Here is a 22,836-nt window from a genome sequence, read left to right as displayed (position 1 = left end):
AGGGTCAAAATTTTATAGAAGATTGACCAATAAAGTTTAAAGAATTATTAATCTTCCGGGGGGCCATATATGAAAGACTCTGAATACTCCAGACACCCCACGTATGGAAAAAATAATAGATACATTTGAAAAAGGGTTTCTGATGCCATATCCAGTTGTACATGTTTTGTTCTTCCTTTTTTGTGTGGGCATAGTAGCCGTATATGCCATAACCGGGCCTCTTTACCGGAGAGAGCTATCTTTCAGTGACGCCAGAAAACTGCTCTTACTGGCGTTTGTGGGCGGTGCATGCACTCTCTTCCCTGATATAATGGTTGTATATAACATAATTATAAACAACACCATGGAGCACTGTTCTATCGGCTCTATCCCGACACACTCACTCCTGTTCAGTTTCACAGCAATCCTTTTCGGAGGGCTTGTCGGATACGCTGCATTCAGGGAGTTCAGCAAAGCAGTCTATATGGCAATCTTTGCAGAGTCTGCTTTTCTTACACACCTGCTCCTGGACGATATCGCAGAAGGCGGCTGTGAGTACCTTTATCCGCTGTACAGCAGTCCCATCAGTGTATTCTCAATGATGGACACGGGATTTGCAGCAGCAGGAAGCCTGTTTCACTATCTGATGGTATCTATTGTATCCGTTTTCTGCGTATTTGTTGTAATATTAATGGCACTGTTTGCTCTGGATAAATTCGGGTTTGAGTTCGGTTACAGGAAAGAAAAATAGTTATGAACCCTGGAAAGATTTGAAATAAAGGGTATGAGATAAAAATAAAAAATAAAAACGGATAAAAAACTAAATTAGATAAAAGAACTAAAATAAATATAAAACTAAAATAAATATAAAACTAAAATAAATATAAAACTAAAATAAATATAAAACTAAAATAAATATAAAACTAAAATAAATATAAAACTAAAATAAATATAAAACTAAAATAAATATAAAACTAAAGCAAATAAAAAATAAAGTAAATATAAAAATAAAGTAAATATAAAAATAAAGCAAATAAAAAATAAAAACAGATAAAAAATCAAACTGCGGGCGGCCACCCCACCCTAAAGGATGGGGTATGCTTCGGGCCGCCCGCCCGGTTACTCGGGGACAGATAATTAAGCATCCTCTAACAAGGTTTCATGAACATAAGTGATTGAAATTTGCCTCGGTTTCCGGTCCGATTTACGATTATTATACAAGGAAGCTATGATTTAGAGATTTAAAGAGAAAAACGAAGAGGCGAGGGTTCACTTCATCCCCTACCTAAAGGAAGGGGTATTCGTGACCCTCTGCGCTCCCGTTGTAATAAAGAAAAAGCAAAAAATTAAGAATAAATTAAGAATCATCAAAACTGGTCTGGAGCTCACCCACACCGTCGAGTTTTTTGATAACTCGAGCCGGATAACCAAGGGCAAGGCTGTTTGGAGAAATGTCACGAGTAACCACGGAACCTATACCGATTATTGAGTTATCCCCGATCTCGACCCCCTGAGTAATTATGCAGCCCGGATTTACAGAAACTCCACACCCTATTTTTATGGGCTCTATGGTCCTCGGATATGCCTGCCTTGTGGTCAGACTGCCTCTGGAATGGGCAGAGAGAATGCAGCGGTCTCCTATTTCAGAATAATCTCCCACTGTGATCATTTCAGGGTGAAGCCTGTCAAAAACCACATCGTAGCCTACATACACGTTTTTTCCGAGATTCACGCCTCTCATTTTATGAAATTTAGCTCTCCATGAAGGAATCGGGAACCACGCAGCAACGCGTTCCAGAACCCAGTTCTTAAAGTACTTCAGCCCAAAAATGAGTTTATTGCTGTGGTAATGATCAGCCACTTCACCAAAAGTTACTTTATCTCTGTTTGATATTACGGCAGTTATGGTAATGCCCCCCATTTTGCGGTCAAAAACGCCTGGTACTTATATTCATTACTTTTCTACTGATAAATATATTTCCCATTGTCAGCCCTGGACCGGAACATTTCCTACCGGATTCTGACCGGAAAAATTTGCTTCGGACTAGCATCCTGAATAAAGAGATTGAAATAAATAACAATAAATTAAAGAGAATCTTATTTTCTGCATTCCCATTATTGGATTATTTCCTCATATCCTGCTTTTACTCAGGCTCAGCTTTTCTTTATGTTCTGCTTCTGGTCACCACCTTCATCAGGAAGGACTTCCTGATTTCTACCGCATCATTAGGGCAGAGTTCGCGGCAGCAATAACACTGGATGCATTTTTCAGGGTTAATTTTGAGTGTTTTGTTCATTTCCTCAATTGCATGTGCCGAACAATTCAAAACGCAGGCTTTGCAAAGTGCACATTTTGATGTATTTATGAAAGGCTTTACAGTCAAATATTTTCTAAGAGTCCTCATAAGAAAAGGAGGCACCATAGCAGTTACTCCGCCTTCTGCCATCTTAAATTTGAGACCTGCTTCTTGCAGAGGCACTCCTGCAAGCTCTGGCTGTCCGTTCCCGAACCCTCTCGAAAGCGCAGCTTTATTTGTGGGCACTTTTAACGGGTCGATCCCTATGAGTTCGGAAGCAACCATATCAAGGGCTACGCAGTCATAACTTGCAAGAATCAATCCAGAATTTATGGGTGTCCCGTTGGCAGGGCCGTTTCCTTCCATCCCGACCACCCCGTCCATGACTGCAAGGTGGGGCTTGACGATTGAATATATGTCAACTATCGCCTCTCCAAAACGGTCACGGTCTTCCAGAGCATGTGCCTGCTTTCGGATCTTATGCGGCACAGCCCCGAAAAAATTTTTGAGAGCCCCGGTATAGAGGGTCAGTTCATGTGTTTTAAGTTTAGGAAGCGAAATAACAACATCAGCTTCAAGGACTGCTTTTGCGATATAAAGGCGTGGAAACTGCCTGGCTGCGGGGACAGAGACCTCAGTATACCCCGATGTCTCGAAATTAATGAGCTCTGCCCCGCAGGAGGACGCAGCAGCCTCAATTCCGGATGCACGAAAAGCCTCCGCAGTACTAACATCGGGTCTCACAACCCCTGACCCGTCTCCTATTATCGGGATGCCGCCCACTTCCCTGATAAGCTCACACATTGCAGATACTACTGCAGGGTGAGTGGTAACAGCATCCTCCGGAGGCCGGATAGCAAGTACGTTGGGCTTAAGCAGTACACGATTGCCAGGAGCAATAATACTCTCAAGTCCTCCTATCAGGGAAAGTGCCTCTTTGATTGCACTTTTCACTTTTGAGTAGTCGGAACAGCGTACAATTGAGACTGTTGTGTTCATGCTTATCCATCTGAATTGTGGATCAGATCCATATGAAATTTTGATGTAGAACCTGTTTTTGCGGCTTACCTATCCAGATAATAAACAGGAGGAGCCGAACGCACATATTCTGTAGTATCTCTTATTCTGTCAATATGCCTCCAGGCTTTTTCTATGATATCTCCGGGAAGGCCAGTGTTCCTTTCAGCAACCTCTAAAGGCAGTTTATGTTCCTGGGCATAGAGGAGCTGGTCCATGATATATATTGGCATACGCCAGTAGAACTCCTCGTCGCTTGTGTAATGGCTCCATGTATCAGCACTTGGAGGGCGCTTTATAATTTCCTCATTTACCTCCAGATATTTTGCCAGAGCATAGATCTGGGTCTTATAGCAGTCTGCCAGAGGTTCGAGGTCCACACCGCCGTCCCCGTATTTTACAAACTGGCCCAGGACAAGTTCGGTTTTATTGGTTGTGCCGCAAACAACATAATTTAGCTTTTCGGCATACATGTACTGGACTATCATTCTTGACCTCTGCTTGACATTCTGAAGGCCAATCAACTCCAGGTAGTCATTTGCTTTTAACCTGTATCTGGAGATAGTTTCCCCGTCCTTTATCAGCCTGATGTACGGGACATTCAACAGCCCCTGGTTAAGGAAATCAGGCAGCACAAGAGATGTTTTGTGTATTTTCGGGTCGTATTCAGGACAGGTTTTTTTAATTATCTGTTCTTTTTTGTCATAAATTCCCAGAGCCTCAATGATTGGGGAAATAGGGACCTCCTCATACTGGACACCCAGGCTTTCACAGATTTCTGCTCCCAGGGTCTTGCTTGAAGGAGCCGATTCTTTTTCAGGGAGGAGGAGACCATATACATTTTCTTTGCCGAACTCCTGAACACATAGCGTCAGGGCTACAGCTGAATCTATACCTCCCGATACCCCCAGAACCACTCCTTTTTTCTTAAAGCCGGTGACCTGGTCTCTTATAAAACCCCTTATATTTTTGGCAAGCTCACCGATATCCCTGTTCAGTTCGTTCAGAATCAGAACATCACTATAATCTATTTGCTTTCCGGCACCTTTCTTTGATAACGCCCTTACATGACTCTCCGTAGTTTTCTCTACGCTACTTCCAACAATCTGCATAAAACTACTCCCCTAACAGAATATTTGTTATGTAAACTGGTTATGAATTCAGAAATTTGTTATGTAAACTGGTTATAATTCTGTATAATAATTTCAAATCACTGAATAAATTTAAGCTACAGGCAAGCTTATTACTGTAGGTAAATGCTGATTAACTGCAGGTAAATGATTATTGAACCTGCAATTGAGCCTTCGGATCCCTTTATTTAAACTGTCCTTTGCTCAGAGAAACAGCTTAAATTTTAAGCAGGATTTTTTTCGGATTATTTACCTTAACCTCCAGCTTTTCTGCGGCTTCCTCTATCAGTGGCTCTGAAAGTTCCTGGTGGAGCTTTTCCAGCCCTTCTCCCCTTGGCATCTCCCCGCTTCTGACAAGCCCAGCTATGTCAAAAGCATATGGATGGAAACCATACTTTTCCAGATGGTTATAACATGCAAAAGAATTCAGCGTGCAATTTGTAGAATTGCTGTCATTAAGTTCAGGAGGCTTCCACCCGAGCCCAATTACTGTCTCAAGCACTTTATCCTCACTGTACTCCCACAGGCAAAGCGGGTGCAGAATGGATGGAGCAGGCTCACCTATATTTTTAATGACCTCATTTTTAATAATGAACTGCTCGTCCCTGTCCTCAACACCTATTTTTTGAAGCTGCTTTTCAAAGAGGTTCCTTGACCACTGTATGAAATTAGCTGACAGATTGATTATGGGATTGGGAGACTGCCCTGCTGTAAAAGCAAATACAATAAAAGGCGCTTTCTGAATTATTGCCTGTTCTATAAGCTTCTGTTTAATTACACTGATACAGATATTGCAGATGTCGCTTGCCCTGTATTTAGCAAACTTCGGGAATGCATCATAAGATTCGGCTGCTTTCCGGAAGAGGTCATAAAGCACCTCTTTTTCCATTGACAGCTTAAAATAGTCGCATCCGGTAATCTCGCACATTTTTTTTGCGTTTATTACGGCATAATCCGAAGTGAACCCGTTATCAAACTGGACGGCAAGTATTTTCAGGAAGGGATAATCTTTTTTGAGCTTGTAAAGCGTGTATGAAGAGTCTTTTCCCCCCGAAAGTGCAAATATCACATCATAGTTGCCCGTACCACTGTATTTTTTAAAAAGCCCTTCAATCCTTTTAAGATATTCTTCCTTTTCCTGTAAAGAAAGAGGGACATATGTCTCGCAAAAATGGCAGAGACCGCTTTCTTTATTGATTTCTATGCCTGGAATATCAGAATCCAGAACACACCGCTTACATACTAGCTTTGACATGCTGGTACTCCTCTATAATAGACCTGTTGGATATTTTCCCGTTCTCGCTCAGTGGGAGATGGTCAATGAAGAGGATCTCCCTCGGATAGAGATAACCCGGCAGGTTCTTCCTGCAAAAAGAAAAAATTGTATCGATCTCGGTTCTCTCATTTGGTATGACCATGAGGCTGATTGCATTTCCCATTAGCTCATGGGATACGGGCACAACAAAAACACTGGAAACCTCATTATTCATCTCTATTTCTTTTTCAATCTCTCTCGGGTTAACCCGGTGATCCCCTATTTTGATGAGATCGTCCTTGCGCCCAAGCAGCTTTATATACCCGCAGCGAAGTTTCTGTGCCAGATCCCCTGTATGCAGCCACCCGTCAATGATCTTTTTTTCCGTTGCAGCCTCGTCATTCAGATAGCCAAGCAGAATATTATCCCCTCTGGCAACAAGCTCACCTGTGACGCCGGGCTCTACCGGCCTGTTTTCAGTATCAAAGACTTCCAGTGTGACGCCGGGAATTGCTTTTCCTATCGTGTCGATAAACTCGTCCACGTCTTCTGCAGGCAGGTAGGAAAGCCTTGCCGTAGCTTCGGTCTGGCCGTACATTGGCAGGATCTGCGTATCCGGACTTAATTCCCTGATACTCCTTACAACGGTTCTGTCCATGGCTCCGCCAGCGGAGGCGGCAGTCCTGACATTTTGAAAGGCTTTTCGGAACCTCTCCGGATATTTGAGAAGAATGCGATAGGTGCTGGGCACTCCATAGAATATGGATACTCCGGATTCGATGAGACTGAAAACGGGGTCTATGAAATTCATTGTCCCGATTTGAATTGAGCTTCCAGCCATCAGATGGGAGTTAATTATCGAATTCCCGAAGGCGTGATGGGGAGAGATTACCAGTGCTGCTTTATCTTTTGAGCCTATGCTGAGAATCCCGGTTATTGACCTGGCATTTGAGACCAGGTTTTTATCGCTCAGCATAACTCCCTTGGGAGTCCCTGTTGTTCCCGAGGTGTAAAGCACCAGCCGAAGCCTGGGATCATTTCTTTCGAGGATCATTCTTCTGCTGAGCGTCTCTACTGAAGTATCATCCGAAACGACGATTACGGTTCCAAAACGCTCAAAAAATCCATCTCCAAACCTTGAATACTGTTTTTTCGTTGCAATTATGTTGTTAATGCATGCAGTATCAAGAATTCTTTCAAGGCTTCTCCCCTGCATTTCGATTGGCAGAGGTATTGCAATATTGCCTGACCTGTATACTGCCATAAGTATTTTGACATACTGTATTCCAGACTCTGCCAGTATTGCAAATTTGCAGTGCTCAAAGCCATCCAGAGATGAGGCAACCTTATTTATGTCCTCATCAAGGCAACTGTAAGAAATGGACTTTTTACCGTCTTCAAGAGCTAGCTGATCAGGATTTTTTCTGGCGTGCTCAGCGATATAAGCATCAATTCTCATGCCCCTCACTTCGCCAGTCTGGTTATCAGGTTGGTAATCCCCTGTAAAGAATCGAAATTCTCCGGAGTCAACATATCTTCAGGAATTTCGATGGAATATGTTTCACAGATATAATCTATCAATTCAAGTAAACCGATAGAGTCCATGATCCCGCTCTGGGTGAGAGAATCACTATCACTGATAGTCGTTTCCCGCTCCATGAAAGAATTGTTCTTCAAGTAATCGAGTATATCGTTCTTTATCTGTTCCATATAATCTTACCCCTTTAATTAATTGAAATTTTCAGTATAAGTAACACACACTTATCTATAAAGTAACACACACTTATCCATATTAGTTGAAAGCCCCACAGGTAATTATGTAATACAACTATATAAATAATTTGAGAGTATTTAATAGACAAATGCTGTGAGATGAAGAATAGAAAAAAAGTTTGTATGAGCCTGATAACGGTATCGGATGTATATGAGTCCGACAATTATATATATGGGATCGATAAAAAGACTATTGCCAACAATATTTAATAAATTCGATTGTTTTGAAATAGAGTTGTTCCGGGATAGAATGTTCTGGAACAAAATGTTCTGGAACAAAATGCTCTGGATAGAATTTAGAGTGAAATTGTTTTAGAGTGAAATTATTTTAGAGTAGGATTATTTCAGAGCTAAAATTGTTTCTGAGTGGAATTGTCCCGGGTTGATAATATCCTCCTTATTTAAAGATGAATTTCCTGCGAATGATTCTTCAAATACTTATTCCTGTTTTGATAGATTTTCAGTGGTTTTCCAGACAGCTTCGCCTTGATAAGAATTTATTTTCTCAAGACAGCTTAGATCAAGATAGCTTAGATCAAGATAGCTTAGATCAAGATAGCTTAGATTAAAAATGTGCTGGCCCATTTCAGTAACAATAGACAAGATATATTTACCGTTCAGTAAAAAGTTAAAATAAGAAACATTATCGAGGCCAGGCTTCTTATTTAGAGAGGAAAGCATATCTATATTAGAATATTTACAATACGCCTCTTTCAAAGTCCATGCCTTTAGAATGCCCACATCATCTACAGGCTTGCCGGAATAAAAAGGGGTATTGTGAAGGTATTTTAAAGTTTTTTTCAGTTCAAACGGCCTTTTAATTTCAATGTCAATTCCAATCTTAACTCTTGATATTGCAATAGCTGCAATGTTTTCAGAGTAAGAAATGCAGATGTGCAGATCATCGTGGTTGAATATACGGACTTCTCCATGCCTATCTTTATAAGTAGAGATATCCAGGGAAGACTCCTTATTAAGAAGACAGCACAGGATATGTTTCAATACTGTCCTGGAGACAATAAATCTTTTTTTAAAATACAGTGTTTGGAGTTTTTCCAGGTTTTCTTTTTCGTGATTATCCAGAAATTCCGTACCCGGTGAATCGTAAGAATTCATATCAATAAAAAATATCAGGATATCATTTTTTGCCCATAAGAAAGGAATATTTTCCAGAGTAACCGAAGGGAGTATTAAATTCCTGGTGTGCATACAGCTCCATCATATACATATTGCGATCAGTGGATATAAAACAATTAGTAAGTGTTAACCTGTCTTTTAAACAGACCTTTTCTCTGCGCCTGTCTTAAATCTCCTTCTGTCTTAAATTTCCTTATCCCTGAGAGGTAATAAAACCTTTATCAGTATAAAATAAGAAAATTAAATAAAGTAATCCAGGATTTTTCTTTCTTCGAGATATTTTTCTTTCTTTAAAGCATCCTTACACAAAAAATATAAAGTAATATATTTGAGATAAAAGAATGTTTTATTCTCAGTTAGCTCTCATGAAAAACGTGAAGCTCAGCTCTTTTTTGCATAGGAAGCAGGGTCTGAAAGGCGCCCGAAGATCCGGGGTATGCTTCAATATAAATATTTAAAAAAAAGTAATCCTAAAATATATAAACGATAAGGATATAGGGTATTCGATTCTTAGCTCCCCCTTAACGGGGTCGCATCCCTCTGGAAATACAGCCGGAACAGGATGAATACGGTATAAAAGAATATAATTAAGAGAAGAATATAATTCAAAATTATCATTAAAACTGAGGTGTCCGAAACTGCAGACTGCGGAAGAAAGGGTAAGAGCGAGATTGATAAAGTATCTCGGCAGGGACGAAAACGGGATACGCAAGGTTGTGCTCAATCTCTTCCTGACCGGAGACAAGTTCACCACCGGTGAAGTTTATGACTACCTTGATAAAGGAAATTTCGAGGTAAGCTACCGGGGAGTGTCAGCCATGGTCGGGCTTATGAATACGAGACTCGGAATACTGAGCATAAACGTTACAGGGGATCATAATGTGTATTCCCTGAAAGAGACTTACAAAAACATTGTCGGCTCTGTTCTAGAGAACTACTGAGCCGCCTTATTGCTGTAACTCCTGTTTTTATGTGAGAAGAACTTTCCAGATCTCCTGTTCTATTCTGTTGATATCGAAACAATAAATTGTAAATTTGAACATCTATTAAAAATTAGTGTCTTGTTATAAAAAACAGAAATATAGAGAGTTAGCATTCCATAAAAATCGGTATAATTAATTTTACTTTCCCCTGGAGTTGATATCCCGAAAAAGTTCTGTTGTATCAGAATGCCAGCCCAAAAGTGTTTAAAAATATTAAAATAGTTTTACATACATAACTGCAATTCCCATCAACAGGTCATATAGCATTTCCAGAAAATATCATAAGCATTTCCAGAAAATATCATAAGCATTTCCAGTAGATACCATAAGCATTAACAGGACTTTACTATTTCAATGTATTGCACTATTAAAGGGCGGAAATAAAGCTTAAGCTTCATGCATCAGAATAGGCCATAAGACCTCCAGAAAAAAATAAAATTTAGCTTTCCAAATATGTGAAAAATTTAATACCACACCGCAAAAAATGTATATGAATATTCCTGTTACCTATAATATTCCTGTTATCTATCATATTGCCAGGGGGAAAAGAAATAATTAACCTTAAAATGGGATCATTGAATAAAGGAGCCTTTCAGGCAGGGCTTCGCTTCATGAAAAATCGGACTTTCAGTGTGTTCTACCGGAAATACGAGCAGATCCTGGAAAAGGAGATTCTGAGTTCTGAAATTCCCGAGCACATAGCTGTAATTATGGACGGAAACCGCAGATACGCCGGACAGCTGGGAAAAGCCCGAATTTTCGGACACGCTATGGGAGCAGAAGTTACTGAGCAGGTTATTGAATGGTGCTATGAGATAGGAGTAAAACAGCTTACTCTCTATGCCTTTTCCACGGAAAATTTCCAGCGTTCGGAAGAAGAGGTCGGTGGGCTCTTTAACCTTATCAATGAGAAATTTTTGAAGCTTCATACTGATAAGAGAACTTATGAAAAAGAGATGCAGGTCAGAGTTATAGGGGACAGAACAAAACTGCCTGCATACCTGAACGAATCCATTGACAGAATTGAGAAAGCCACGGAGCATCACAGGAAATTCAGCCTGAATGTGGCTATTGCTTATGGTGGAAGGCAGGATATAATGCAGGCTGTAAGGGATATCGCAACCTGTGTATCCAGCGGGAAACTTTCTCTGGAAGATGTTAACGAAAGCCTGATCTCAAAACACCTCTATCCTGCCCCCGGAGTCCCTGTCCCCAATGTGGACCTGATCATCCGCACCGGAGGGGATGAGAGAATATCAAACTTCCTTCCCTGGCAGGCTAACGGCAGTGAATGTGCAACTTATTTCTGCGCTCCTTTCTGGCCCGAGTTCCGAAAAATCGACCTCCTTCGTTCTGTCAGAGTTTATCAGGCCAGAAAAGAAGAAAAGAAACGTGAGCATTCGTATCGCATCTCAAAAGTTAAGAACTTTCTCAGGGTAGGGAAATATGAGAATAAAAGTGAAGACCTGGGACAGCTCCTTCCTTTAAAAAAGCAGGGAGTCTCCTGAGCTACTTAAAGCTTTGGGGAAAGACTGGGACTGAATTAAGAACAGCAATTAATCCCATTCTTAACCTGGATCTTTACACTCATTATAAAAACTCTTTTTTCGCAAACTGCAGGTCCCATACCTTTTTTTCAAAACTTACTTTCCTGCCGGCTTTCTTCCGGGAAAAATAGCCCCGAAAACACCGTTATATTGATATTCCGGGGGGACTATTTTAATTGGGGAAAGTCTGGCTATATCTAATTTTACAATTCCCGTAGTTATCATCATCTCTGAAAACCTGGTACAAACCAGAAAGTAAAAACAGGATCAAATAAGGCAAGCCGGCAAAATTGTCCGGCAGGTGATCAAATACTTACTTATTCGGATTAGGGGAGTTATTATGAATATTTATGAAGAGTTCAGTCCTTTTATGAATATTTATGAAGAGTTCAGTCCTTATGCCTGCGAGGAGTACACTTCAGGGCTTGAAAGGCAGGATCTGGATCTTGATGAAGAGCAGGAGTGATTATACTGGAAAAAGAACAGAAAGAACCTAACCGCCTGATTAAAGAAAAAAGTCCTTATCTTCTACAGCATGCCTATAATCCTGTAGACTGGTACCCATGGGGAGAAGAGGCTTTCGAAAAAGCCAGAAAAGAAAACAAGCCTGTTTTTCTCTCAATCGGATATTCGACCTGCCACTGGTGCCATATGATGGCACATGAGTCTTTTGAGGACGAAGAAGTTGCAGGGCTTATGAATGAAGCTTTTGTCTCCATAAAAGTGGACAGGGAAGAACGGCCAGATATCGACAACATTTACATGACTGTCTGCCAGATTATCCTTGGCAGAGGAGGATGGCCTCTCAATATCATCATGACTCCGGGCAAGAAGCCTTTTTTTGCTGGCACATATATCCCGAAAAATACACGCTTTAACCAGATAGGAATGCTGGAACTGGTCCCCAGGATAAAAGAAATCTGGGAACAGCAGCATGAAGAAGTGCTTGATTCAGCTGAAAAAATTACATCCACCATCCAGGAAATGATTAAGGAGTCTTCAGGAGAAGGGCTCGGGGAAGAGGTAATAGAAGAGGTTTATGAAGAACTTCTCAGCTCGTTTGATACGGAATACGGAGGTTTTTCAGGAGCTCCGAAGTTCCCCACTCCCCACAAGATTTCCTTTTTGCTCCGTTACTGGAGGCGCAGCAGAAACCCTGAAGCCCTTCATATGGCAGAATACACACTGGACAAAATGCGCAGGGGAGGGATCTATGACCACCTGGGATCAGGTTTCCATAGATATTCTACGGACAGCATGTGGCTTCTGCCTCACTTTGAAAAAATGTTATACGACCAGGCTCTTACTGCAATTGCATATACTGAAGCCTATCAGGTTACCGGAAAAGACCTGTATAAAGAAACAGCAGAAGGAATCCTCGATTACGTCCTGAGAGACCTTACATCCCCGGAAGGAGGTTTTTACTGCGGTGAGGATGCGGATGTAGAAAGGGAGGAAGGAAAATACTACTTATGGACTCTGGAAGAGATCAGGAGCATCCTTGATCCTGAGGATTCCGAATTGATAATAAAAATGTTCAATTTGAGAGAGGAAGGAAATTTTGAAGAGGAAATAAGAGGTAGAGAGACCGGAACAAACCTTTTCTATATGGCTCGGTCTCCAGGGTCACTTGCAGCTAAGATGAAGATTCCTGTAGAAGAAGTCGAAAAGAAGGTAAAAGCTGCCAGGGAAAAACTCCTTAAAGCCAGATATGAGCGCAAAAGGCCTTCACTGGATGATAAGATCCTTACCGACTGGAACGGGCTTATGATTGCTGCCTTTGCAAAAGGTTATCAGGTTTTTGGAGAGCAGAGGTATCTGAAAGCTGCAGAGAAAGCTGCGGATTTTATTCTTATGGCTCTTTACAGTCCAGGGGACGGGCTGCTTCACCGCTACAGGGACGGGGTTGCAGGAATCTCAGGAACTTCCGATGACTATGCATTTTTGATTCATGGGCTCCTGGAACTTTACGAGGCGGGATTCAAAATGCGCTACCTTAAAGCTGCAGTTTCTCTTAACAGCGAGCTTCTCGAATGCTTCTGGGACCCTGTTAACGGCGGACTCTACTTTACAGCAAATGACAGCGAGGCTCTTATATTCAGAAAAAAGGAGTTTATGGATTCGGCAATACCTACAGGTAACTCATTCGAAATGCTGAATCTTCTGCGCCTCTCCAGAATAATTGCAGACCCCGGACTTGAGGAGACGGCTGACAAACTCGAACGCGCGTTTTCAAAACAGATTATGAAAGCGCCTTCTGGATATACTCAGTTCCTGTCAGCCTTTGACTTCAGGCTTGGGCCTTCATACGAAGTGATAATTTCGGGAAAAGCCGAAGCTTCGGACACGGAACAGATGCTGAAAGAGCTCTGGAGTTATTTTGTGCCCAACAAGGTGCTTATTTTCAGACCTGAAAGAGAAAAACCTGAAATTACTGAGCTGGCAAAGTATACAGAAGAGCAGGTCCCAATTGAAGGAAAGGCAACTGCATACGTCTGCCAGAACTACGAATGCCAGCTTCCCACCACAGAGATCAGAGAGATGCTAAGGATGCTGAATGTTTGAGCCCGGTCTCAGGCTGGTTGCGGATTCCAGGATGGCAGATTCAAATTTATAAAACCAGATTATGACTTTAACGTGAAAGAACTGGAGGATATGAAAATGAAAGAATACACGCTTGAAGAACTTTCAGAGTTTAACGGCAAGAACGGTAAGACCTATGTTGTATATGACGGCCAGGTGTACGATGTATCAAACAGCTATCTGTGGGAAGACGGAACTCACCAGGGGCTCCATGAATCAGGAAAGGACCTGACGGAGGATATGGATGAAGCGCCTCACGGACCAGAAGTCTTTAAGGACTATCCTGTTGTCGGGACTTTGAAGAAGTGACCTGTTATCTAACAGTTTATTTTTTTTAAAAAGAAAAAGGAAAACTGAAGAGTTGTGACTGTGAAAGATAAAAATGAATCAGTTATCCCGCACGGAGTTATCCAGCATGGGCCAGAAGAGGGAATAAAGGAAAGTTCCAGAGAAAAAACAGGGCTGGAGAAAGAAGAATGCATAAGACAGTTGAAAACTTTCTTTGAATCCCAGCCCCATGCAGTTCTGGCCACTCAAAACGGAAAAGCACCTTATGCAAGCCTTGTTTCCTTTGCCTCAAACGAAAAGCTTACATATCTGCTTTTTGCGACTCCGAAGGCTACCAGGAAATACTCAAACATTCTGGAAAACCCTTCAGTGGCACTTTTAATAGATAACCGGAAGAACACAAAAGAGGATATTCAGGAAGCAACTACAGTAACGGCCCTGGGGAGGGTTGAACAGATAGAAGATTTCGAACGCAGCATAATGGAAAAAATCTATTTAATGAAGCACCCGCACCTTGCGGACTTTCTTAATTCCCCTAAAACTGCTTTTCTGAAAATCCGGGTGGAGAAATACATTGTTGTGACCCATTTCCAGCGGGTTGTGGAAATTTCGGTTTATAGTCTTCACATAAATTATTTACATTTATAAAACCATCTTTATACTTATGGGGAGACCTGAAATCTATCATATTGACCAAAAGATTTCTCTTGAGAAACTTGATTGGCTCATAAAGATTGAAAGAAATACTAAAGTTCAACAGAAGTTATATTTTATTCGGTTTAGATATTTAGGCGATTCTATAGAGGAAGCAACATCGAGATTAGGAGTCACTAAAAGAATTGGTTATTATTGGCAAAATAGATGGAATGAACAAGGTTATGAGGGTTTACTTCACAAATCTGGTGCAGGTAGACCTTCTTATTTGAGTGATGAGAAAATACTTGAACTCAAGTCAATACTGGAAAGTAAAGACTTTTGGACTACAGATGAAGTTAAAGATTTGATAAAAGATAAGTTTGGCATTGATTATTGCTTGAATTCCATAAGAAAACTATTGAAGAAAATAGGTATGCACTATAATATTCCTTATTGTTTGGACTATAGAAGACCTGAAAATGCAGAAGAGATTTTAAAAAAATTTAGAAAATGCAATAAAAGAAAAAACTTCTCCTGATAAACATTATGTAATAGGCTTCCTTGACGAATCTTCACCACAAACAGCACCAGACACACCAAGGCTGTGGTCATTCGTGAAAAAACCTAAAATGTTCAAAAATACAAAGAAGATGAAAGCAAATGCAAATGCTTTCTATGCTATTAATGGGAATAGCGTTATCGATTTTAAAGAAAGTTCAAAGGCAAAAGATGTATGTGAATTTTTAGGAAGAATAAAAGAAGAAAACGAGTATGACCCAATAGTTGTACTGGACAATTCTAAAACACATCATGCAGACATTACAATTAAAAAGGCGAAACAATTGGATATTACATTAGTGTTCCTGCCACCATACTCACCCGACCTAAACCCAATTGAATTTATATGGAAGAGTGTAAGGAAGGAAATCTTAAAAGAATTTATTGAATCAGTTACACAACTAAGAGACTTGATTAAAAATGAGTATATGAAGTTAGCTAAATCAAAATCTTTTGCAAATAATTGGATGAAAATATTTGATGAACAAATTAAAAGTGTAATGAATTCGTGAGTTGACTATAATACGCTTATTCGGCCTGGGACATTTACTTGGGGTGACGTCTTTAAAAACCAGACATTTTAGATTTAATCAGAACTTTTGTTGAATCTTCTCATTTTCTCATTTTTCATTCAAGGATGATGAAACAATGAAAAAAATAACCACTTATTTGTTATTAATACTCTTATTGATAGTATTAACCGGACTATTCATTGTTGAGATGAATCTAAGAGACTGGAGGGCTGACGAATTAAGGCCACATTACGAATATACGGTTAAAATAAGTGGTCTTTCAGGAACTGAAGTATTGGGAACAACTAAAATTTTAGTTCCAATTCCTGCAACAAAAGAAGGAGTTTTTGCAATCACACCTTCTCAGAAAGAACCGTCTTTTTTCAAAAGTCTCCTGCAAGAGCATTTTTTCCACACACCAGAGAAGTACATAAAAGGAATATATTTTGAAAATACTACTGAGTCACTCGACAATGAATCACTTAATGGAAACTGGACGAGTTCTATTGTAAATACCAAACATGGTCCAATGCTGGAATTCAGGACAAACGAATCTGTTCTTACAGATATTTCCTTTTCAAAGATTGTAGTATTGGAACAGATGAACAATAAAGACCCTATTAATGAAAACAGTCCTATATTATATCCGATTGCAGGTGAAGTATCATTAGTAGGAGAAGATTATCAATACTTTCGATTAATGTCCCGAGTAATCACATATGAAACTTATATTGAAATGAGTGATAATATCAACAGTAAAGCCATAAAATTTGATATTAGCCTTGAAGTCTATCCAGATGTTACTGAACGCGATAGAGGTAAAGGAACTTATAAAAATAAACTGGATGTGGTTGTTGCCGAATCCGGCGAATTAAAAAAGAATGCCACAATTGAAACATATTTGTAACTTATTTTTTAATTTCATTGTTAATTTCCATTTTTTCGGGAAAGGTCGGTCGTGCTCTCACGACTGGTGAAAGCATGGGGACCCGAATAGCCGATAGACACAGGCACTGGTACAGAAATCCCAGCACTCAGATTTTTCAGGGCGGCATTAAGTATAACTCCGATAAACCCTATCTCCTCCTCCATGCTCATAGGACTCACAGGTACGCCGGGAACAGGAAAAACCTCAGTAAGCAAACTTCTCGAAAAACGCAGGGGATGGAAAGTGGTCTACCTTAATGATCTCATAAAGGAAGAACATCTGTACTCAGAAGTCGATGAAGAAAGGGACTCCGTAATTGCTGACATGGAACTCATCAGGGAGCGCCTTTCCGGCATTCTTGAAGAAGAAAAGGGACAGCATGCCGAAAAGGCAAAAGTAAATGGGGAGGAAAAGGAAAACATTACCATCATCGAAAGCCACCTTGCTCATTACATAACAGACATTGTAATAGTGCTCAGGGCTTATCCTCCCGAACTGAAAAAAAGGCTTGAAAAACGAGGATATTCTGAAGAAAAAATTAACGAAAACGCAGAAGCCGAGTCAATTGATTTGATCCTGGCAGAAGCTTTTGAATGGTGCAAAAAAGTCTTTGAAGTAAATACGACCGGCAGGACTGCAGAAGAGACTTTGGGAGATGTGGAAAAGATTATAGATTATATTCTTGCTGGCAAAGAAAACGAACTGCAGGAATACATTCCGGGCTCACTTGACTGGATTGATTCTGTGCCCTGAAAGATACTCTAAAAACCATAAGAAGCTTAAAAGAAGATTATTGCATAAAAATGGTCATAAAGAAAAATTGCTGTCACTGGTAGAAACATTCTTCAGACGGGAAACTCCGTCGAAGCTTTTGATTACTTCTGCAACCGGTTTCGGGACAAGGTGCTCCCATTTTTCTCCTTCAATCATCCGCCTTCTGATCTCAGTGCCGGAGTACCTTTCTCTAACGTAAAGGGGAGATTCCTTAACACAGAACCCGGCTTCCCTGAAAAGCTGGATGACAAGAGGGTTGTTCGAGTACACCACGTCAAAACGGGGAGTTCTGGATACGACGTGGTGAACCCAGATAGAGTTATATCTGACATCTTCGATGGGGACGACGTAATGACGGATAGAAAGGTGCTCAAGTGCATTATAAACCATAAGAACCCTTTCCCCTGCAGTGAAAGGATCAATGGCTTCATGGCTTTTCTGGGCACTCCCTATGCCTATGACCAGTTCGTCCACCTCTTCTGCAATCCGCGCGATTACGGCATGGTGTCCGAAGTGATACGGCTGAAAACGTCCTATGTAAAAAGCTCGCGTCATCGTATCCAACCTCGAATGTACCATATTTCTTTTTTGAATTAAGTTTCGGATTTAAATTAAGTTTTGAATTTAAATTAAGTTTCGGACTTCAGACTGTTTCACTGCGGATTCCGGTCTCAAAGCTGAATTCCTTGCAGACTTCCTGGAAATGTTCCGCATTACCCTTGCGCTTCATTTCGATAAGCTTTCCAACAAGTTCGAGGCCTGGCTTGGGGTCTTCCATTATCTCCATCTCATCCCGGACCATATCGAAGTATTTTTCCCCGATTTCAGTCCTTATGAAAACAGAGTTCCACCCGTCAGGTGCTCCAACAGAACCCACAGAGATATCGGCAAAGACAGAGGTATAGTCGCAGCAGTGATGGCAGGGATTCCTTGCATACTTTGCAATATCCTTGATAGGCACGGAATGGACTTCCCCATCCTTTGTGTAGACCCAGAACTTGCCTTTTGTGAATTCCATCTTTACGATATCCCTGACGTTTACTTTCATGATCTCAGGGATAATTTTGTCGAGCATGACATCATGATGGAAACTTTCCATGCAGAGCAGGCCAATAATGAGCACAATCTTCTCGTTTACGTTTTCCCGGATCAAACGTGCAGCATGAGCCTGGCAGGGCACCCCTACAACTGCAATCCTGTCGTACTTCTCAAAAGCTTCCCTGAGAGCTGCTACTACGGGATCAGAAGTATATTTTGTTCCTCTTGTCCTCTCAACGTCTTCCGCACTTGTGAGCAGAACAACTTCGGGTTCCCAGTTTTCGTTCCGGGTGATTCCCACAGCACAGTCAATTTCACCTTTATTGAAGAGGGCTTTGAGAATTCCGCTGGTTACGCCTCCGTCCTGGCTGCCGGCATTATCTTTAGACTTTGCGCCAAAGAATTTGCGGACATTTAAAAGCTCGTTTTCAATGAAACCGTCCACTACGGGACAGATCCTGCTGCAGGTCAGGCAGCCTTCGCAGACCTGGAACGCAGCCCCTTTTTCATACAGGCTCAGATCGTTCGGGTCTCGAATTTCTGCCGCCTTCTTTACTGTAACAGCTCCAATGGGACATACAGCCTCGCATGCCCCACAGGCTGCGCATACGTCATGTTGAATGACTTCTGCAATCTTTGGTGGCAATCAGTTACCTCCACTGCCTTGATAAGCTTGCCTTACTGGCAAGATGTTTTTAAAAGTATAATGAGATAAATTAAAAAAAATTATTGCAGGATGTAATAAAATTACATCTTTGCAATGATCTCTTTGCCTATAAGCTTTATTGCCTTTTCTTTGTCAGGACCGATAGGGGATCCGGCAACAATCTGGGTTACTCCGATTGCTTCAAGGTCTTTAATCCTCTTCATGCAGTCTTCTGGAGTTCCGCAAATTGAGAAAGCCTCGATCATCTGTGGGGTAACAAGCCCGCCCATGAGAGATCCGAAGTCTCCTTTGGCAATGGCATCTCCGATCTGTTTCTTTGCTTCGACAGAAATGCCGTGGCGTTCGAGGACAAGGTCGGGGGATCCTGCGACAATGAAAGCGACCACTACTTTTGCAGCATTGACTGCTTTTACAGGGTCTTTGTCAATGGAGAAACAGGCATATGCAGTTACATCGACTTCACTCGGGTCGCGGCCGACTTTTTCGGCGCCCTTGCGGATCTGTTCTACAGCGACTTCAAAGTCCTTGGGGTGAGAAGCATTGATCAGGACACCATCTGCAACTTCACCGGCAAGTTCGAGCATCTTGGGACCCTGGGCACCCATGTAGATTGGTATTTTTCCAGCCTTGAAGGCGAGCTTTGCACCTGCGAACTTGACCATTTCGCCGTCCATGGAGACTTTTTTGCCGTCTATGAAGTCTCTGATGGCCTGGATTGCCTCTTTTGTGGTTGCAAGAGGTTTTTCCCATGCAATGCCCATGGCATCGAAGGTTGCTTTGTCTCCGGGGCCGAGACCAAGAACTGCCCTGCCGCCTGAAATCTCAGCAATGGAAGCAATGCTTGATGCTGTAATTGCAGGGTTTCTGGTGTAGGAGTTTGTAACACCGGAGCCGATCTTGATGCTGTTGGTGTTCAGAGCGAGAACAGTAAGAGTGGAATATACGTCACGGTTGTTGTAGTGGTCAGTGATCCAGACATAATCGAATCCCTGCTGTTCTGAGAGCTTTGCGTAATATGCGATCTTTAAGGCAGGATCGGCTGGTACAAATTCAATTCCGAACTTCATCTTTGATTACTCCTTAATCTACTATTTAATAACTAGATGGGGGATTTTTATCCCATGATGAATATAGAGATCAAATTATAATTAACGTCTATTACAATAGATGTTAATTGCAACCTCTAACTAGAATTCACATAACAGTATTTAAGAATCTATATATAATTAACTGTATTAAAGGAAATGTATATAAAAGGACTGATAAAACAAATCCTCATACAGTCATTACACTGAAAACCTGCACAACGCAGGGCTCATTCAAAAGAAATAACCAAACCATATAAACCTTATCTAGAAGCGGATATTTTTCATGCCGTGTTTTAAATGGGGAAAAAAAGAGACATGAAAAAAAGATAATTAGGATATTTTAAAGGAAGTTTTCCGCCAGAAAAAGGAAAAGATTTATATTGTAAAGATGTGGCGCGTCGAAATAGACAGAAAATTTCGCAGCCGTTAATTAAGAAAAATCAGGGATACAGACGGTGGAAATAGAAAAAGAAAACCCTGAAAGCCCTGATATAAACATGTGAAAAAAATAAGAAATGTTGGAAGGGAATGGGGAGACCTATGTTACTTTTTTAAAAATCCTTAGAATTATATACAAAGAATGGTTAATGAGTATGGATGTTGTGAAATTCGGAGCCTTCTCCGAAGATTACAGGGCAAGGGGAAAGCCCGTGTAAGAATTTTAAAAAATTGGAACCAGAAGGAGGTGAAGTAGCTGTGGGCGTATCCAAGAAAGGAGAAAAATACCTCTGCGAGATCTGCGGTAATGAGGTCACCGTAACAAAAGTCGGAGGCGGAACGCTTGTTTGCTGTGGGGAGGAAATGACCCTGATAGAGGAATAATGAAAGAGCCAGAGACTTTTTCATATAAAAATTAAATCAGACCTGAAATAACTGGTACTGGAATAATGTTTTCTGATCTGGAGGTCGACGAGCAATGAAATGCTATGAATGTGCCCTTGAGGGCAAAGATACGGATGCTGTGGGAATTTGTATCGTATGTGGGAGAGGGGTTTGTAAAGAGCACCTTATACATGAAGAAACCCCTGTATGGGAAGGCAACTATCCTATTCAACTCAAGCCTGACCAGGAACACATAAAAAGAATTGTCTGTGTTCCCTGCCACATAGCTTTGAAAGAGAACTGTCTGTTTAACGAAGTGTGTTGAGGTGGTCAAATATGCTGAAATGTTACGATTGCCTTGAAAATAATAAAGATAGTGAAGCAGTAGGAGTATGCATCGTCTGCGGAAAAGGCCTTTGCATGGAACATATCAAACAGGTAGAATTTCCAATGAAAGGGGGATACCCTCTACCTGAGCTAAAACTCAAGAAAGATCTTCCCAGAATGATGTGCCGTGAGTGCATCGACGCTACTGTTGGAGAAGATTTCTGCGTATAATTCTATGATTGAATATGCGTAGAACTGGATTTTTTCTTTATCCGGGGTAGAACAGTAGAAAGATTGCGGAAAGATAAAAGTCAAAATAACTGCGGAATGGTGACCCGTACGCAGACGGCATTTATCAGAGCAATTAGAGCTATCTCAAGGAATATAACAACTAAAAAATAAAAAGGATTCAAAAAAGGAGGCTATCAATTGACAGAGCATAAAGAAGTAATGGAAAGTATCGGAAAAAAAATGGGATTCAAGCCCAATATCCTTGAAACGCTAGGGGAACTCGATCCTGAATTTCTCGGAAAATACAGACGCTGCGACGGAAAACTCCTATCGGATGGGGCCCTACCCGCAAAGACAAAGATCCTCATGGCTCTTGCAGTTGTGGCATCCAAACAGTGCGAATCCTGTACCGTAGCTCAGATGAAAAGCGCCCTGAACCATGGAGTAACCAAAGAAGAAATTATGGAGACCATGGAAGTTATCTTTATCACCTCAGGAGCTCCGGCTGTAGCTGCATGCAGGGAAGCCCTGAAGCTTCTGAAATAAATCATTCGGAAGTTGCATGGAATACAGGCCTGTTAACCTGGCTGAGTACTTGATTATAGATTAGATGCAGAAATGAATAGTATGTATCCAGAAATCCCTGTGGAAAACTTCCGGATACATACATTCTAAATTCGGCAAGGGTAAAAGCTCGAAGTAAAAACATACTGAAGAAGCAAGATTGTAAAAAAAGGTAGGTTATGACCATGATAGGAAATGAAGAAAAAATAAATAAGCCAGCAGATCCGGCAAACCTTACAGAAGGAGAGAAAAAACACGTACCGGTTATTGAAGCTCCTGAAATGGTAATTGCAGGAAGGCCTTTTGAAGTTGCCGTCACGGTTGGCAGTATTCCCCATGTAATGGAAGAAAAACATTTCATAGAATGGGTTGAACTTTACCTGCACAACAAACTTGTAGGGAGAAAAGAGCTGGATCCTTCCGGAGAAAAAGTTGCAACAGTGATTTTCGAAGTGGAAGCCGATGAGGCCCTGATTGCTATCAAAGAAATAGAAACATGCAGGGTCCGTGGAGTTAATATCTGCGGCAGCTGCGGAGAGAAATCAGTAATAGCAAACCTTCGTGCAGTGGAAAAATGCAATGTCCACGGCATATGGGAAGAATACAAAAAAATAGAGATAATGTCAGGGGAAGAAAGAGAAGAAGGCAAAAAATGCGTCTGGAAAGCCTGAAAATTTGAACAAAATAACTGGGGGAAAGGCA

28 protein-coding genes are annotated in these 22,836 nt (G+C 41.1%); 16 read left to right on the top strand and 12 right to left on the bottom strand.

What is annotated here, in order from left to right; genetic code table 11:
* Positions 1–103 precede the first annotated feature (103 nt).
* Positions 104–730, top strand: a complete 627-nt coding sequence (locus tag MSMAS_RS03715; RefSeq protein WP_230633338.1) for a metal-dependent hydrolase — start codon at positions 104–106, stop codon at positions 728–730.
* 606 nt (positions 731–1,336) lie between these two features.
* On the opposite strand, the gene MSMAS_RS03710 is transcribed toward MSMAS_RS03715, so the two are convergent.
* From MSMAS_RS03710 to MSMAS_RS03680, 7 genes are all read right to left on the bottom strand, one after another.
* Positions 1,337–1,900 carry an acyltransferase gene (locus MSMAS_RS03710; protein ID WP_048039835.1) on the bottom strand — a complete coding sequence of 188 codons (564 nt, stop codon included), beginning with the start codon at positions 1,898–1,900 and terminating at the stop codon, positions 1,337–1,339.
* Positions 1,901–2,144: 244 nt separating this feature from the next.
* Positions 2,145–3,275: a DUF362 domain-containing protein gene (locus MSMAS_RS03705; protein ID WP_048039836.1), complete on the bottom strand. Its 1,131-nt coding sequence runs from the start codon at positions 3,273–3,275 to the stop codon at positions 2,145–2,147.
* A gap of 65 nt (positions 3,276–3,340) precedes the next feature.
* The gene (nadE, locus tag MSMAS_RS03700; protein WP_048039838.1) at positions 3,341–4,405 is read right to left on the bottom strand and encodes an NAD(+) synthase; all 1,065 of its coding nucleotides are present in this window, start codon (positions 4,403–4,405) and stop codon (positions 3,341–3,343) included.
* Positions 4,406–4,640: 235 nt separating this feature from the next.
* The gene (locus tag MSMAS_RS03695) at positions 4,641–5,678 is read right to left on the bottom strand and encodes an adenine nucleotide alpha hydrolase family protein (RefSeq protein WP_048039842.1); all 1,038 of its coding nucleotides are present in this window, start codon (positions 5,676–5,678) and stop codon (positions 4,641–4,643) included.
* On the bottom strand, positions 5,659–7,137 hold the full coding sequence (locus MSMAS_RS03690; RefSeq protein ID WP_048041322.1) for a class I adenylate-forming enzyme family protein: 1,479 nt from the start codon (positions 7,135–7,137) through the stop codon (positions 5,659–5,661). Before MSMAS_RS03690 ends, MSMAS_RS03695 begins: the two co-directional genes overlap by 20 nt.
* Positions 7,138–7,142: 5 nt before the next feature.
* Entirely contained in the window at positions 7,143–7,388 is a 246-nt protein-coding gene (locus MSMAS_RS03685) for an acyl carrier protein (RefSeq protein ID WP_011032566.1), read from the bottom strand.
* A gap of 501 nt (positions 7,389–7,889) precedes the next feature.
* Positions 7,890–8,567 (bottom strand): 4'-phosphopantetheinyl transferase family protein, encoded by a 678-nt coding sequence (locus MSMAS_RS03680; RefSeq protein WP_193334226.1) that lies wholly within the window; start codon positions 8,565–8,567, stop codon positions 7,890–7,892.
* Positions 8,568–9,259: 692 nt separating this feature from the next.
* Between MSMAS_RS03680 and MSMAS_RS03675 the strand changes: the two genes are divergently transcribed.
* Both MSMAS_RS03675 and uppS read left to right on the top strand, forming a co-directional pair.
* The gene (locus MSMAS_RS03675; RefSeq protein WP_011032568.1) at positions 9,260–9,529 is read left to right on the top strand and encodes a DUF2551 domain-containing protein; all 270 of its coding nucleotides are present in this window, start codon (positions 9,260–9,262) and stop codon (positions 9,527–9,529) included.
* Positions 9,530–10,182: 653 nt separating this feature from the next.
* Positions 10,183–11,079 carry a polyprenyl diphosphate synthase gene (gene uppS, locus MSMAS_RS03670; protein WP_175413379.1) on the top strand — a complete coding sequence of 299 codons (897 nt, stop codon included), beginning with the start codon at positions 10,183–10,185 and terminating at the stop codon, positions 11,077–11,079.
* Positions 11,080–11,214: 135 nt separating this feature from the next.
* Here uppS and MSMAS_RS19705 read toward each other — a convergent pair whose 3' ends face one another.
* Positions 11,215–11,346, bottom strand: coding sequence for a hypothetical protein (locus MSMAS_RS19705; protein ID WP_015411224.1), 132 nt, complete (start codon positions 11,344–11,346; stop codon positions 11,215–11,217).
* Between the two features lie 112 nt (positions 11,347–11,458).
* Here MSMAS_RS19705 and MSMAS_RS19700 point away from each other — a divergent pair, with 112 nt between their 5' ends.
* The 6 genes from MSMAS_RS19700 (at position 11,459) to MSMAS_RS03640 (ending at position 16,602) form a co-directional block, all read left to right on the top strand.
* The gene (locus tag MSMAS_RS19700) at positions 11,459–11,584 is read left to right on the top strand and encodes a hypothetical protein (protein WP_015411225.1); all 126 of its coding nucleotides are present in this window, start codon (positions 11,459–11,461) and stop codon (positions 11,582–11,584) included.
* Positions 11,581–13,683, top strand: coding sequence for a thioredoxin domain-containing protein (locus MSMAS_RS03665; RefSeq protein WP_011032570.1), 2,103 nt, complete (start codon positions 11,581–11,583; stop codon positions 13,681–13,683). The genes MSMAS_RS19700 and MSMAS_RS03665 overlap by 4 nt, the downstream gene beginning before the upstream one ends.
* A gap of 96 nt (positions 13,684–13,779) precedes the next feature.
* Positions 13,780–14,010 carry a cytochrome b5 domain-containing protein gene (locus MSMAS_RS03660; protein WP_015411227.1) on the top strand — a complete coding sequence of 77 codons (231 nt, stop codon included), beginning with the start codon at positions 13,780–13,782 and terminating at the stop codon, positions 14,008–14,010.
* Between the two features lie 60 nt (positions 14,011–14,070).
* Positions 14,071–14,637 carry a pyridoxamine 5'-phosphate oxidase family protein gene (locus MSMAS_RS03655; RefSeq protein WP_015411228.1) on the top strand — a complete coding sequence of 189 codons (567 nt, stop codon included), beginning with the start codon at positions 14,071–14,073 and terminating at the stop codon, positions 14,635–14,637.
* Positions 14,638–14,653: 16 nt separating this feature from the next.
* Positions 14,654–15,695, top strand: a protein-coding gene (locus tag MSMAS_RS18040) for an IS630 family transposase (RefSeq protein ID WP_155395184.1) whose coding sequence is annotated in 2 segments (ribosomal slippage) — positions 14,654–15,127 and positions 15,129–15,695 — 1,041 coding nt in all. Because the reading frame shifts where the segments join, the coding sequence is not laid out codon by codon here.
* A gap of 136 nt (positions 15,696–15,831) precedes the next feature.
* Positions 15,832–16,602 carry a hypothetical protein gene (locus tag MSMAS_RS03640; RefSeq protein ID WP_048036898.1) on the top strand — a complete coding sequence of 257 codons (771 nt, stop codon included), beginning with the start codon at positions 15,832–15,834 and terminating at the stop codon, positions 16,600–16,602.
* A 20-nt stretch (positions 16,603–16,622) separates the two neighbouring features.
* Here the strand turns inward: MSMAS_RS03640 and MSMAS_RS18590 are convergent, their stop codons facing one another.
* Positions 16,623–16,793: a hypothetical protein gene (locus MSMAS_RS18590; RefSeq protein WP_155395185.1), complete on the bottom strand. Its 171-nt coding sequence runs from the start codon at positions 16,791–16,793 to the stop codon at positions 16,623–16,625.
* On the opposite strand from MSMAS_RS18590, the gene MSMAS_RS03635 reads away from it, so the two are divergent.
* Complete coding sequence (locus tag MSMAS_RS03635) at positions 16,786–17,376, top strand: adenylate kinase family protein (RefSeq protein WP_011032576.1); 591 nt, start codon at positions 16,786–16,788, stop codon at positions 17,374–17,376. The two genes, MSMAS_RS18590 and MSMAS_RS03635, sit on opposite strands and share 8 nt — an antisense overlap.
* Positions 17,377–17,430: 54 nt before the next feature.
* Here MSMAS_RS03635 and MSMAS_RS03630 read toward each other — a convergent pair whose 3' ends face one another.
* The 3 genes from MSMAS_RS03630 to mer all read right to left on the bottom strand — a co-directional run bounded on the left by MSMAS_RS03630 (position 17,431) and on the right by mer (position 20,169).
* Positions 17,431–17,952, bottom strand: a complete 522-nt coding sequence (locus tag MSMAS_RS03630; protein ID WP_015411232.1) for a nicotinamide-nucleotide adenylyltransferase — start codon at positions 17,950–17,952, stop codon at positions 17,431–17,433.
* A gap of 88 nt (positions 17,953–18,040) precedes the next feature.
* On the bottom strand, positions 18,041–19,081 hold the full coding sequence (gene fpoF / locus MSMAS_RS03625) for a F420H2 dehydrogenase subunit FpoF (RefSeq protein WP_011032578.1): 1,041 nt from the start codon (positions 19,079–19,081) through the stop codon (positions 18,041–18,043).
* A 101-nt stretch (positions 19,082–19,182) separates the two neighbouring features.
* Positions 19,183–20,169, bottom strand: coding sequence for a 5,10-methylenetetrahydromethanopterin reductase (gene mer / locus MSMAS_RS03620; RefSeq protein ID WP_011032579.1), 987 nt, complete (start codon positions 20,167–20,169; stop codon positions 19,183–19,185).
* 536 nt (positions 20,170–20,705) lie between these two features.
* Here mer and MSMAS_RS18585 point away from each other — a divergent pair.
* The 6 genes from MSMAS_RS18585 (at position 20,706) to MSMAS_RS03595 (ending at position 22,805) form a co-directional block, all read left to right on the top strand.
* On the top strand, positions 20,706–20,846 hold the full coding sequence (locus MSMAS_RS18585) for a hypothetical protein (protein ID WP_155395330.1): 141 nt from the start codon (positions 20,706–20,708) through the stop codon (positions 20,844–20,846).
* A 13-nt stretch (positions 20,847–20,859) separates the two neighbouring features.
* Positions 20,860–21,012, top strand: a complete 153-nt coding sequence (locus tag MSMAS_RS03615) for a desulfoferrodoxin FeS4 iron-binding domain-containing protein (RefSeq protein ID WP_226987683.1) — start codon at positions 20,860–20,862, stop codon at positions 21,010–21,012.
* 94 nt (positions 21,013–21,106) lie between these two features.
* Positions 21,107–21,337 (top strand): DUF2180 family protein, encoded by a 231-nt coding sequence (locus tag MSMAS_RS03610; protein WP_011032580.1) that lies wholly within the window; start codon positions 21,107–21,109, stop codon positions 21,335–21,337.
* 11 nt (positions 21,338–21,348) lie between these two features.
* Positions 21,349–21,570 carry a DUF2180 family protein gene (locus tag MSMAS_RS03605; RefSeq protein ID WP_015411235.1) on the top strand — a complete coding sequence of 74 codons (222 nt, stop codon included), beginning with the start codon at positions 21,349–21,351 and terminating at the stop codon, positions 21,568–21,570.
* A 198-nt stretch (positions 21,571–21,768) separates the two neighbouring features.
* On the top strand, positions 21,769–22,116 hold the full coding sequence (locus MSMAS_RS03600) for a carboxymuconolactone decarboxylase family protein (RefSeq protein ID WP_011032582.1): 348 nt from the start codon (positions 21,769–21,771) through the stop codon (positions 22,114–22,116).
* 197 nt (positions 22,117–22,313) lie between these two features.
* Positions 22,314–22,805 (top strand): class II SORL domain-containing protein, encoded by a 492-nt coding sequence (locus MSMAS_RS03595; protein ID WP_015411237.1) that lies wholly within the window; start codon positions 22,314–22,316, stop codon positions 22,803–22,805.
* The last annotated feature ends 31 nt before the right edge of the window (positions 22,806–22,836 follow it).

This window comes from Methanosarcina mazei S-6 (assembly GCF_000970205.1).
GTDB lineage: Archaea > Halobacteriota > Methanosarcinia > Methanosarcinales > Methanosarcinaceae > Methanosarcina > Methanosarcina mazei.
Note: the sequence above shows the minus strand (reverse complement) of the source record. Positions and strands in the feature narration are given on the sequence as shown.

Bases quoted from the DNA above. Each gene is read 5' to 3' on its own strand.
- MSMAS_RS03635 (WP_011032576.1), top strand. From the start codon at position 16,786: ATGCTCATAGGACTCACAGGTACGCCGGGAACAGGAAAAACCTCAGTA.
- MSMAS_RS03660 (WP_015411227.1), top strand. From the start codon at position 13,780: ATGAAAGAATACACGCTTGAAGAACTTTCAGAGTTTAACGGCAAGAAC.
- MSMAS_RS03690 (WP_048041322.1), bottom strand. From the start codon at position 7,137: ATGAGAATTGATGCTTATATCGCTGAGCACGCCAGAAAAAATCCTGAT.
- MSMAS_RS03715 (WP_230633338.1), top strand. From the start codon at position 104: ATGGAAAAAATAATAGATACATTTGAAAAAGGGTTTCTGATGCCATAT.
- MSMAS_RS03680 (WP_193334226.1), bottom strand. From the start codon at position 8,567: ATGAATTCTTACGATTCACCGGGTACGGAATTTCTGGATAATCACGAA.
- MSMAS_RS03595 (WP_015411237.1), top strand. From the start codon at position 22,314: ATGACCATGATAGGAAATGAAGAAAAAATAAATAAGCCAGCAGATCCG.
- MSMAS_RS03610 (WP_011032580.1), top strand. From the start codon at position 21,107: ATGAAATGCTATGAATGTGCCCTTGAGGGCAAAGATACGGATGCTGTG.
- MSMAS_RS03695 (WP_048039842.1), bottom strand. From the start codon at position 5,678: ATGTCAAAGCTAGTATGTAAGCGGTGTGTTCTGGATTCTGATATTCCA.
- MSMAS_RS03685 (WP_011032566.1), bottom strand. From the start codon at position 7,388: ATGGAACAGATAAAGAACGATATACTCGATTACTTGAAGAACAATTCT.
- MSMAS_RS03605 (WP_015411235.1), top strand. From the start codon at position 21,349: ATGCTGAAATGTTACGATTGCCTTGAAAATAATAAAGATAGTGAAGCA.
- MSMAS_RS03640 (WP_048036898.1), top strand. From the start codon at position 15,832: ATGAAAAAAATAACCACTTATTTGTTATTAATACTCTTATTGATAGTA.
- mer (WP_011032579.1), bottom strand. From the start codon at position 20,169: ATGAAGTTCGGAATTGAATTTGTACCAGCCGATCCTGCCTTAAAGATC.
- MSMAS_RS03705 (WP_048039836.1), bottom strand. From the start codon at position 3,275: ATGAACACAACAGTCTCAATTGTACGCTGTTCCGACTACTCAAAAGTG.
- MSMAS_RS03630 (WP_015411232.1), bottom strand. From the start codon at position 17,952: ATGACGCGAGCTTTTTACATAGGACGTTTTCAGCCGTATCACTTCGGA.
- uppS (WP_175413379.1), top strand. From the start codon at position 10,183: ATGAAAAATCGGACTTTCAGTGTGTTCTACCGGAAATACGAGCAGATC.
- MSMAS_RS03710 (WP_048039835.1), bottom strand. From the start codon at position 1,900: ATGGGGGGCATTACCATAACTGCCGTAATATCAAACAGAGATAAAGTA.
- MSMAS_RS19705 (WP_015411224.1), bottom strand. From the start codon at position 11,346: ATGATGATAACTACGGGAATTGTAAAATTAGATATAGCCAGACTTTCC.
- MSMAS_RS18585 (WP_155395330.1), top strand. From the start codon at position 20,706: ATGTTGGAAGGGAATGGGGAGACCTATGTTACTTTTTTAAAAATCCTT.
- nadE (WP_048039838.1), bottom strand. From the start codon at position 4,405: ATGCAGATTGTTGGAAGTAGCGTAGAGAAAACTACGGAGAGTCATGTA.
- MSMAS_RS18590 (WP_155395185.1), bottom strand. From the start codon at position 16,793: ATGAGCATGGAGGAGGAGATAGGGTTTATCGGAGTTATACTTAATGCC.
- MSMAS_RS19700 (WP_015411225.1), top strand. From the start codon at position 11,459: ATGAATATTTATGAAGAGTTCAGTCCTTTTATGAATATTTATGAAGAG.